General features: G+C 66.8%; 5 protein-coding genes and 1 pseudogene. All 6 read left to right on the plus strand.

Going from position 1 to position 6,791, the window contains the following annotated elements; genetic code table 11:
• Window positions 1-792: phosphoethanolamine transferase (locus ACXJKH_RS12045; protein ID WP_457319613.1), on the plus strand; the 792-nt coding region annotated here is incomplete at its 5' end.
• A 156-nt stretch (window positions 793-948) separates the two neighbouring features.
• A complete protein-coding gene (locus ACXJKH_RS12050) occupies window positions 949-2,163 on the plus strand; it encodes an acyltransferase family protein (RefSeq protein WP_457319615.1) in 1,215 nt (404 codons plus the stop codon).
• A 55-nt stretch (window positions 2,164-2,218) separates the two neighbouring features.
• The gene (locus tag ACXJKH_RS12055) at window positions 2,219-3,487 is read left to right on the plus strand and encodes an MFS transporter (protein ID WP_256774439.1); all 1,269 of its coding nucleotides are present in this window, start codon (window positions 2,219-2,221) and stop codon (window positions 3,485-3,487) included.
• 18 nt (window positions 3,488-3,505) lie between these two features.
• Window positions 3,506-4,753, plus strand: coding sequence for an arsenic transporter (locus ACXJKH_RS12060; protein WP_256774440.1), 1,248 nt, complete (start codon window positions 3,506-3,508; stop codon window positions 4,751-4,753).
• A gap of 107 nt (window positions 4,754-4,860) precedes the next feature.
• Window positions 4,861-6,063, plus strand: coding sequence for a hypothetical protein (locus ACXJKH_RS12065; protein ID WP_457319614.1), 1,203 nt, complete (start codon window positions 4,861-4,863; stop codon window positions 6,061-6,063).
• Between the two features lie 295 nt (window positions 6,064-6,358).
• Window positions 6,359-6,791: pseudogene (locus ACXJKH_RS12070) on the plus strand (hypothetical protein); the annotation flags it as partial.

Below are 6,791 nucleotides of genomic sequence, written 5' to 3' on the forward strand. Positions count from 1 at the left end.
ATGTTCTCCCGCATGGCGCGCAGGCACTATGACGACGTTCAAGCCGCAACCGAAGAGAACCTGCTGGACATCCTGCAGCGCACCGGCGTGGACATCCTCTGGCGCAACAACAACAACGGCGGCTGCAAAGGGGTATGCCAGCGCGTGCCCACCGACGACATGCCGGCCCTCAAGGTGGCGGGTCAGTGCGTGAACAAGGACGGCACCTGCCACGACGAGGTGCTGCTGCACCAGCTCGGTGCCCGCATCGATGCCATGAAGGGCGATGCCCTGATCGTGCTGCATCAGATCGGCAGCCATGGGCCGACCTACTTCGAGCGCTATCCCGAACAGGCCACCGTGTTCCGCCCGACCTGCAACAGCAACCAGATCCAGACCTGCACCAACGAGGCGCTGACCAACACCTACGACAACACGCTGGTCTACACCGACCAGGTGCTCGGCAAGACCATCGCCCTGCTGGAGGGATACGCGGACCAGCGCGACGTGGCCATGATCTACGTGTCCGACCATGGTGAATCGCTGGGCGAACGCGGGATGTACCTGCACGGCACGCCGTACGTCATTGCGCCCCCTGAGCAGACGAGCGTGCCCATGCTGATGTGGTTCTCCCCGGCCTTCGCTCGGCATGCCGGCCTGGATCTCGCCTGCCTGCGCGGCAACGCCCAGGGTGAGCGCTACAGCCACGACAACCTCTACCACTCCCTCCTCGGGCTGTTCGATGTGGAAAGCGGCGTGTATCAGAAGGGGCTGGACCTGTTCGCCGGGTGCCGCGCCCCGGCGCCAGGCTGACCGCTCCACGGCATCGCCTCACCCGCGGGGCGTGCGCCGTCCCGCTCGTCCCTCAGGCCCCGCCATTGGCCCCAAACCCTTGTGCCGCCGTCCCTTTCCGCGTGCCATCGGCGCTACGGCCCCGCATGCTGCGGCTCCCTTATCCGTCCTGCTCGCATGACCCGACGACACGATATCGACGCCCTGCGCGTCCTCGCCTTCGCGCTGCTCATCCTCTATCACCTCGCCATGGCCTACGTGGACGGCTGGGGCTTCCATCTGAAGAGCACCCACACCACGCCCGACCTGCAGTGGCCCATGCGCCTGCTCAACGGCTGGCGGATGTCCCTGCTGTTCCTGATTTCCGGCGTGGCCATCGCGCTGCTGGGCCCCGGCCTGCGGCGCGGTCGATTCGCGGCCGTGCGGAGCTGGCGGCTGCTGCTGCCCCTGCTGTTTGGCATGTTCGTGGTGGTCCCCATCCAGCCCTACTGCGAGGCGGTCAGCAATGGCGCCGCCTCGCCCGGGTTCGGGGCTTTCCTACTGCGCTACTGGCAGATCCGGCCCTGGCCGCCCGGCAGCTTTGCCGGCGCACCGTTTGGCATCACCTGGAACCATCTCTGGTACCTGGCCTACCTGTGGTGCTACAGCATGCTGCTGGTGCTGCTCAAGCCACTGCTGGATTCGGCACCGGTCCGCCGCGCCACGGCACGGTTTGCGGGCGCTCCCGGGCGGCTGCTCCTGTTCCTGCCCGCGGGGATCCTGCTGCTGTGGCTGGTGTGGCTGGCACCCGCGCATCCAGCCACCAATACGCTGGTGAACGACACGTATCAGCATGCCAAGTACCTGACCGTCTTCCTGATCGGGTATCTGCTTGGCAGGGAGCCTGCCTTCTGGGAGCGCGCGGTTGCCCTGCGCTGGACCAGCCTGGCCGCCGTGGGTTGCGCGGTCTGCTGGTATTTCCTGCTGGAAGCACTGGGCCAGTGGCTGCCGGCCGACGCGGTATTACGTCGCTGGCCCGCATCGTTCTGGAGCGTGCAGTCGAAATTCTGCGAGATGCTCTACGTGTGGGGCGTCCTGTTGACCCTCCTGGGCTGGGCCAGGCGCTATCTGGATCGACCGTTCCGCTGGCTGCCCTATTGCACCGAGGCCGTCTACCCGTGGTACATCCTCCACCAGAGCCTGCTCATCGCGGCGCTGTATTGGTTGAAGCCGCTGCAGCTTGGGCCCGTGCTTGAGCCGCTGCTGGTATTGATGGCAACGGTGGTCGGCTGCCTGCTGCTACACGAGTGCCTGATTCGTCGTGTGCGCTGGATCCGGCCGCTGTTCGGGCTCAAGGCGGTAAGCRAGGACGCTCCCCGGCGCCACACGGCCGTCACGGACGCGCGCGCATAACGTGCGCACCCCGCGAGCATGGGGGTAGATCGTCCCGACCATCGAGCCTGCGCACGTGAATCCACCGCCCCCCGCCCTGCAGCCGTCCCGCTCGCCTGATCGCGCGCTCGACGGGGTCAACTTCTTCCTGGCCGATGTGCGCGACGGATTGGGCCCCTACCTGGCGATCTACCTGCTGGCGGTCCACAAGTGGGAACCGGCCAGCATCGGCGCGGTCATGACCGTGGCCGGGCTCACCGCCCTGGTCGCGCAGACACCGGCAGGCGCCTTGATCGACCGGGTGAACGCCAAGCGCGCGACGGTCGTGATCGCCGCGATACTGGTCACCGTCAGCTGCCTGGTCCTGCCCTGGACCACCTCGTTCACCCTCGTGGCCATCACCCAGGCGGTGAGTGCCATCGCCGGCACGGTCTTTGCCCCGGCCATCGCGGCCATATCGCTGGGTATCGGCGGACCGCGGGTGTTCGCACGGCGCATGGGCCGCAACGAAACCTTCAACCATGCGGGCAACGCCGTCGCCGCGGTGCTGGCGGGCGGGCTGGCCTATGTGGGCGGACCGGTCGTGGTGTTCTACCTGATGGCGGCCATGACGCTGGCCAGCATCGCCGCCGTGCTGATGATTCCGGCAGCGGCCATCGACCACGAGCGCGCGCGTGGATTGCCCTCCCCACGCCAGGACGCGCCCGCGCCGACCTCGGTCCTGCGGCTGTTGCACGACAGAACGTTGATGATCCTGGCGGCCTGCTGTGCGCTGTTCCACCTGGCCAATGCGGCGATGCTTCCCCTGGTGGGCCAGAAGCTGTCCCAGACCAGCCCCGAGCTGGCCACCACGCTCACCGCCGCCTGCATCGTGGCGGCACAGCTGGTCATGGTGCCGGCCGCACTGCTGGTCGGAAACCGGGCCGACGCCTGGGGACGCAGGCCGCTGCTGCTGGCCGCCTTCCTCATCCTGCCGATCCGCGGCGTGCTGTATCCCCTGTCCGACGCGCCCGCCTGGCTGCTGGGCGTGCAGCTGCTCGACGGCATTGGTGCCGGCATCTTCGGCGCCCTGCTGCCGGTCATCGTCAGTGACCTGACCCAGGGGACCGGTCGCTTCAACGTCACGCTGGGGGCGGTGTCCACCGCCTTCGGGCTGGGCGCCGCCTTCAGTCCTGGGCTGGCCGGGTTGATCGTGCAGTTCGCTGGGTATGATGTCGCGTTCCTGACCTTGGCGGCCATCGCTGCCCTCGCCTTCGTCCTGGCCATGGCCATGCCGGAGACCCGGCCCCAGGCCAGCGATACCACCGCCGAACCTGCAACAACGGCATCCAACGCCCGCCTTTGAGTTTTTCCCGAGCCATTGATGCACATTCCAACCACGTCCCTGATCATCTGGACGGTAACCGCCGTCGCCACCTGCGGTGTCATCTTTCGCCCCTGGCGCGTTCCCGAGTACGCCTGGGCACTGGGCGCGGCCGCGCTGCTGACCGTTACCGGGCTGCTGCCTTTGAATGCGGCCATGGCCGCCGTGGCCGAAGGCGGCGACGTCTACCTCTTCCTGATCGGCATGATGGTGCTGGCCGAGCTGGCACGGCAGGAAGGGCTGTTCGACTGGTTGGCCGCGTATGCGGTGCAGCACGCCAAGGGCTCGGGACAACGCCTGTTTGATTTGGTGTTCCTGGTGGGCACGCTGGTCACGATCTTCCTGTCCAACGACGCCACGGCCGTCGTGCTCACGCCGGCGGTCTACGCCGCCTGCAAGGCCGCCCGGGCCAACCCGCTGCCGTATCTGTTCGTCTGTGCCTTCGTGGCCAACGCGGCGAGCTTCGTGCTGCCCATTTCCAATCCGGCCAACCTGGTGGTCTTCGGCGATCACATGCCCTCCCTGGCCCAATGGCTGCGGCAGTTCACCCTGCCCTCGCTGGCCGCCATCGGCATGACCTACCTGGTGCTGCGGCTGGCCCATCGCCGCCAGATCGCACCGCCCCTGGTGGCGGTGGCCGAGCAACGGCCGCTGTCCGAGGGCGGGCGCCTGTGCGCGATCGGCGTCGGTGTCACCGGCAGCGTGCTGTTGGTGACCTCGGCGATGAACGGGCCGCTGGGTCTGACCACGTTCTGCGCCGGTGCCGCTACCCTGGCCACCATCCGCCTGCGCCAGCGCCGCAGCCCRATGCCGATCCTGCGGCATGTGTCCTGGGGCGTGCTGCCGTTGGTTGCCGGGCTCTTCGTGCTGGTCGAGGCGGTGGCGCACACCGGCGTGATCCGCATCGCCGCCGACGCACTGGAGGCCTTTGCCCGTACATCGCCCAGCGAAGCCAGCTGGCTGGCCGGTGGCGCGGCCGCCGTACTGAGCAACCTCGCCAACAACCTGCCGATCGGCCTGGTGGCCGGCTCGCTGGGCCAGATGGCCGACCTGCCCACGCAGACCCGCGCCGCCCTGCTGATTGGTGTGGACCTCGGCCCCAATCTGTCGGTGACCGGCTCGCTGGCGACCATGCTCTGGTTGGTGGCGCTGCGTCGCGAAGGCGAGCACGTCAGTGCACTGACCTTCCTGCGCCTGGGCATCCTGGTGATGCCGCCGGCCTTGCTTGCCGCGCTCTGGCTTCTGTAGTCACGTCGTTGCCGCATTGTGTTGGCCGACGTGACTACAACCAATGGCACAGGAAGCCAGCGCCGTTTGCGCGCTACGTTGGACCAAATGGAATGGAAGGACCGCGTATGAAGCGTCTGTTTTTCTCGATGGCGTTGTTGCTGATGGCTGGAATGGCTGGCGCAGCGACGAAGGCAGTGAACGGAAAAACCACCGTCATCGTGCTGGGCGTCGACCACGCCGCCCAGCTGGTGGCGCGCAACGACCGCCCCGCCCTGCTTGCCGCGTTCCTGGCACATGCCAAGCCCGATGCCATCTGCATCGAGCGCTCGCCCGAGGCCTTCGCACGCAACGACTATTACGAATTCACCTACGAAGTCCAGGACGTCGTAGTCCCCTTCGCCCGGCGCAACGGCATCGACCTGTGCCCCATCGACTGGGAGCCGCCGGTGGAAGACGCCCGGCTCGGGTTCGGCCTGGACCTGGGCGCAGCGCCGGAACTGCGCCCCGCCAGCGGATTCCAGCAGTTCCTTTCGTTCCCGTCCCCGAGCCATCTCACGCGGGATCTTTTCCACGCCGACGAAGCAAAGAACGTGGCGCGCATCGCGCAGTGGGCCGCGACCCCGGCCAAGCGCGCCACCGATGATCTGCCGCGCAGGCTGTATCTCTATCGTACGTACCTGCAGGCTCAGCGGGTGGCCGCGGCGGCGAAGGCACACCCGGGTGGCACGGTGGTGGTGGTGGTCGGCGAGTTCCACAAGCGCGATATCGACGCGATCCTGGCCGATGCCGAAGACGTGCGCGTCGTCCAGCCGTCCAGCCTCGGCAAACCCACCGAGACGCAGGTGCGCCAGCAGGAGCGCCGTGACTATCGCGTGGCTGTCGCCAGCTTCAATCTCCTGGGCGTCCAATCCGCCACCGGCAACATCGATCGCGCATTCGTCCGGGAGACCGTGCAGGCACTCAAGGCCGAACAGGACTCGCCCGAGGCCAAGCTGATGGAAACACGCCTGGATCTGCTCGAAGAGCGCATCACGCCCATCATTGCGGTGGACCGCTATCGCGCCATCGCCGCAGACGCGGGCGATGCGCGCTTCACCTGGACCGGCGTCACCGACGCCGCACGCCTGGATTCCTACTTCGATCCCTTCGGCAACCTCACCGTGCGCCAACGGGCCCTGCTCGAAACGGCGCGGGAGCTGCACCGTGCCGGGCGTGGCGCGGAAGCGGCCGCGATACAGCAGGCCCTCGGCAGCGAACTCGGCGACCGAAAGAAGGCMCAGCTTGCCGGCTACTGGGAACGCTACATCGTCCAACCGGCGTCGCCGTAAGTCGCCAGCGCCAATGGCTTCCTGCAGGGGGACGCTCGCGGTGGCGACAGGCGGGTGAAGCGGTTGACGCTTCGAACTTCAAAACGTCGGCAGGACGCGGTAAGCATATAAAAGGCCTATGACATTGATATACGCCGAATATCAAGCAAGGCCTCATTGACGATAAATGTGAATCGTCAATGAATATTTCTGTGACCGTCACCGCATTTGCAACTAATTGCATGTTGTCCGATTGACCCCCTGCCTACCGTTGCGACCTCGCCCTTCCTGGCATGTCAATGCCGACACTACGAGGTTGCACACGATGAAGTCTGACGTCTCCGTACAGCGGGTCCTGTCTTTAGCCATCGCTTCGGTACTTGCGATGACGGCAGCAAACGCCGCCACCGCGCTGCCGATTGTCGCCGACGGCACCCATGTCGATGCAAACGGTGACACTGTCGCGGGCGATCCCGGCTACCTCGGCCATGCCATGAGCGCCGTCAACGGCGGCACGATCATCGCCTCGGACATGACGCTGACCACCAGCGGCGAACAGGCCTCCGGCGCCATCGCCGATGGCGTCGGCAGTCGCATCGAACTCAACAACAGCACCATCTCCACATCGGGCTACGTGTCGCCTGGCCTGAACGCCGTGTCTGGCGGCCAGATTGTGGCCGAAGGCGTCACCTTCAGCTCCACCGGCAACAACGGGCGCGGCGTGCAGGCCACCGGCGCCGGCAGTGAAG

This window comes from Stenotrophomonas sp. P5_B8 (genome assembly GCF_054049855.1).